Source organism: Streptomyces sp. LS1784 (assembly GCF_020103755.1).
In the GTDB taxonomy this organism is placed as follows: Bacteria; Actinomycetota; Actinomycetes; order Streptomycetales; family Streptomycetaceae; genus Kitasatospora.
In genome coordinates this window covers 1-2,661 of the sequence record NZ_JAHSQD010000833.1, presented here as the reverse complement: position 1 = coordinate 2,661, position 2,661 = coordinate 1, and the positions used below count along the sequence as shown (strand labels likewise).

At 74.5% G+C, this 2,661-nt stretch carries 3 protein-coding genes and 1 pseudogene; 3 read left to right on the top strand and 1 reads right to left on the bottom strand.

The window, feature by feature from the left end:
* Positions 1–434 (top strand): MarR family transcriptional regulator (locus tag KS423_RS47750; RefSeq protein WP_263455827.1); only part of this gene is annotated, 434 nt, incomplete at its 5' end.
* Positions 435–864: 430 nt separating this feature from the next.
* Here the strand turns inward: KS423_RS47750 and KS423_RS43090 are convergent.
* Positions 865–1,677 (bottom strand): maleylpyruvate isomerase family mycothiol-dependent enzyme, encoded by an 813-nt coding sequence (locus KS423_RS43090; RefSeq protein WP_224285149.1) that lies wholly within the window; start codon positions 1,675–1,677, stop codon positions 865–867.
* Between the two features lie 241 nt (positions 1,678–1,918).
* Here KS423_RS43090 and KS423_RS43085 point away from each other — a divergent pair, with 241 nt between their 5' ends.
* Positions 1,919–2,443 (top strand): SigE family RNA polymerase sigma factor, encoded by a 525-nt coding sequence (locus tag KS423_RS43085; RefSeq protein WP_224285148.1) that lies wholly within the window; start codon positions 1,919–1,921, stop codon positions 2,441–2,443.
* Positions 2,430–2,661, top strand: a pseudogene (locus KS423_RS43080) (hypothetical protein); the annotation flags it as partial. The gene KS423_RS43085 and the pseudogene KS423_RS43080, both read left to right, overlap by 14 nt.

Genomic DNA, 2,661 nt, shown 5'->3' with positions numbered 1-2,661 from the left:
ACCGCGCCCGGGCGCTCGACCGCCTGGCCCGCGCCGCCTACCGCCTCAGCGCCGCCGACGCCCGGCTGCGCGGACGCGCCACCCGCACCCCGGGCGCCCTCTCCCTCACCCATGCCCGGGCCCTGCGCACCCTGGCCGAACAGGGCCCCCTCACCATCAGTCAGCTCGCCTCCGGCACCGAGACCACCGGCGCCGCCACCACCCAACTGGTCAACGGCCTGGTCGCGGCCGGCTACGTCACCCGCACCCGCCAGCCCGAGGACAAGCGCTCCGTCCTGGTCACCCTCACCGACACCGGCCGGGCCCGGCACGACCAGCGCCGGCAGGCACTGGCCGAAGCCCTGCACACCGACCTGGGCGACTACGACGACGACGCCCTCGACCGGGCCACCGAGGTACTGCAGCGGCTGTCCGCCGTCTACGACCGGCTTTGAGGACGGGACGGCCGCCGGGGCCCGCCTGACGGCACACGCCTCAGCTGGCGCTGCCGGCCGACCTGATGGTGTCCGGCCTAGGCGTCGGCCGGCACGGAGTGGACGGTTGAACCGTTGCGTTCCTTGCGGATGTGCAGCTGGGTGGTACGGGCGAACGGTCCGAACGCGGTGACGGTCATGGTGTGCAGGCGCATCAGAGTGCCTCTCCCCGGGCGGTGACGCGGACGTGTTCGATGCCGCGGCGCAGCAGGTCCCGTTCGGGTTCGGTGGCGTCGGCATGGGTGACGTGGCGCAGGAGACATCAACTTCCGCCGGAATTCCGTCTGGTTTGGATCATGTGTGATCCGGAGCGGACAATGAGGGTGCGGCAGATGTTCCAGCACCGACGTGGCGGGCATTCCCGTGAGCCGGCCGACCATCCTTGCGGGGCTCAGGGGGCGGTGAACAGCCCGGGGAAGGCCGGGGCCAACCACGGTCGGCGGCCCCAGGCGAGCACCCTGCCGCGGACGAGGGCGCCGGTGGCGGTGCAGCGGCCCAGCGCGAGGAGGAGGAACGTCACCGGCTCGACGAGGATCGTGCAGTCCGGGCGGCGCGGCGGCTCCTGGCTCACCACGGCGGCACCGTCCGTGAAGGTCACCGCGAACCCGCCCACGCCTCGGACCCGCAGCCGGTAGCAGGCGCTGTGGCCGGCCGCGGTCCGCGCGTCCGTCACCCGTGGCATGGCCGTTCGCAGGAACGGCATCGTCAGTTCGACACGCTGCCGGTCGATCGGGTGCGGCCGGCCGAGGGCGACGGCGATGTCGTAGAGGTGGCCCAGCATGTGGGTCAGCAGGTAGGCGCCGAGGGTGTTCAGGTCCATCCGGCCGAGCGGGGTCAGCACCGGCTCGGTGCCCGCGCGCGGGCCGGCCGCCGCCGCGAACTCCCGTGCCTGCCGGGCGATCTCCTCCGCGAGCACGGCCGGGTCCCGCTCGGGCCGCTCGGCCAGCGAGGCCGCGTTCGCCGCGGCCAGCGACGCCGGGGTGCCGTCCCCGTACGGCCGTTCCTCGCCGGCGGCCAGTGCGGCCATCAGCTCGTTGGCCATCGCCAGGTGGGCGGCCGCCTCGGCGACCGTCCACGCGGAGCCGGGAATCCGGGTGTCGCCGCGGCAGCCGGCGAGCAGGGCGACGGCCTCGTCGCCGACCGCGGCGACCGCCTCGAAGAGCGCGGTGCGCGCGGCAGCGGGAGAGTGCTGGGGGGACGTCATGGTGGTGAAGACTGGACGACTCCCGCACCGCTGTCCAGATCCGCGGCACGGACGGGCAAAGGGCCGGTGCGGAGCCCGGAAGCGGGCGTTCGGCGGCACGGTCGGCGCATCCCCGCTGCGGCGGGCAACCCGAACCGCCTCCCACCGCGTCGAGGTGCCGTGAGAGGAAGAACGAGACAGCGGCCCGGGCGGCCGCCACGGCAGACGGGAACGGCACGGGCACCATGGCGGGGACGGCAGGATGACGAACGCGATACCGCCGGACTTCGAGGAGTTCGTCGCCGCCTGCGGGCCGAAGCTCCTGCGGGTGGCCTGGCTGCTGACCGGCGACCCGCACCAGGCCGAGGACCTGCTGCAGACGGCGCTCGCCAAGGTCTGGCCCCAGTGGAGGCGCATCGCCCCCAACCGGCCCGAAGCGTACCTGCGGAAGGTCCTGGTGAACTGCCACATCTCCTGGTGGCGGCGCCGGTGGACCGGGGAACTGCCGCACGGCGAGCTGCCGGAGCCGCCGACGGGCACCGACCCGTTCGACGGGGTGGTGCTCGGCCAGGTGGTCGCCGAGGCCGTGCGGTCGCTGCCGCCGCGCCAGCGGGCCGTGGTGGTGCTCCGCTTCTTCGAGGACCTCGGCGTCGAGGAGACCGCCGAAGTGCTGCGCTGCAGCACGGGCACCGTCAAGAGCCAGACGCACCGGGCGCTCGCCGCTCTGCGGGGCCGGCTGCCGGCTCGCGAACTCCTGCTGGACGGGGGACCTCATGAGTGGAACTGACCTGTTCGGCCCGCACGGACCGACCGACGACGGGCAGGACGAGGAGGAGCTGCGGATCCTGCTCCACCAGGCCGTCCCGGCCCTGACCTCGCCGGATGACCGGATGGAACGCGTCCTCGCCCGCGTCGACCGAGCCAGGCGCCGGCGGCGGGTGGCCGGGCTCGCGGCCGGGCTGACCGTCGGCCTCACCGCCGCCGTGCTGGCCGCCGCGCCCGCAC